Genomic DNA, 1,228 nt, shown 5'->3' on the forward strand with positions numbered 1-1,228 from the left:
CTGTATTGTCTCGGGGCATGGTTGACGCATGTCTCGGGGCATGGTTGACGGTGTCTCCTGGGGCATGGTTTACATGTGTCTTGGGGCATCGTTGACACCGGGCATGGGGTTTCGGCGCTGGTAGTCGCGGGTGGTGTCGAGTATTTGTTCGGCGAGGATCTCGCCGGTGTTCGTGTCGGTGACGGTGATGACGCCGTGGGTGATTCCCAGTTCCACGATCCTGCCGGCGTTTTCCTTGCCGATGTTGATGGTGCGTCGGCGGCCCGCGATGTTCTCCTGCGTGATGCAGCCGCGTCGGTCGGTCTTGTGTCTTCTGGCGGGGACGGTGACGTCGGCGCGTGTGGGTTCCGTCCGCTCGGCGACGGGGACCGGCCTGCGCCGTCTGCTTTTCCTTTCGATGGCGTTCCGTTCGCCCGCTTGTCGTTCCTCCCGGTCGCGTCTGGCCTGTTCGCGGGCGGCGAGTTCGGGGTCGGGGCCGGCCTTGCCCAATGCCTCGTACGTCTCCTTGGGGGTGCGCCGGTTCAACGCGCGGTGCGGGCGCTCCTCGTTGTACTCGCGTCTGAACCCGTCGAGCTGCGTGTTGAGCGCGTCGAGATCGCGTGCGAGGGGGCGGGCCGTGAGCCACTGCTTCAACGTGCGGTGCCAGCGTTCGATCTTGCCCTGCGTCTGGGGGTGGTACGGTCTGCCGTTCTTCCGGCGCACGCCCATCAGGGCGAGCAGGCGTTCGAACGATCCCGGCTCGCCCGACAGGAGCCGGGTCGTGTACACGCTGCCGTTGTCGGTGAGCGTGGACGCGGGGATCCCGTACACGGCGCACGCCCGGCGGAACGAGTCCTCGATCGTCTTCATGGTGACGGTCGCGTATGCGTGCGAGTACAGGAGGAACCGCGAGTGGTCGTCGAGCCAGGAGACGATGAGCGCGTCCGTGCCGTCCGCGAGCGGCCAGTGGGTGAAGTCCGACTGCCACGTCTCGTTCGGCAACGCGGCCTCGAACCGTGTGTACGAGGACCTCGGCCGCTTCCTCGGCTCCGGGCGGACCAGTCCCGCGTCTTTGAGGATCCGGTGGATCGTCGAGTTCGCCGGAGGCCTGAGGCCCTCGCGCTCCAGGCGGGCGGCGATGGACTCCGGGCCCGCGTCCAGACCCCTGGACCCCAGTTCACGGCGGATCGTGACGATCCGCTCCACGAGCCGCCCGTCGGTCCTGTTCGCGATGCGATGCGCGCGCCGG

Annotated in this window: 1 protein-coding gene; it reads right to left on the bottom strand. The window is 67.6% G+C overall.

The genetic code is table 11. The annotated features are described in order from the left end of the window. Positions 1–69: 69 nt before the first annotated feature. Positions 70–1,228 (bottom strand): integrase core domain-containing protein (locus GFD21_RS10895; RefSeq protein ID WP_163197996.1); only part of this gene is annotated, 1,159 nt, incomplete at its 5' end.

The sequence above is a fragment of the Bifidobacterium platyrrhinorum genome (assembly GCF_010667645.1).
Taxonomy (GTDB): Bacteria; Actinomycetota; Actinomycetes; order Actinomycetales; family Bifidobacteriaceae; genus Bifidobacterium; species Bifidobacterium platyrrhinorum.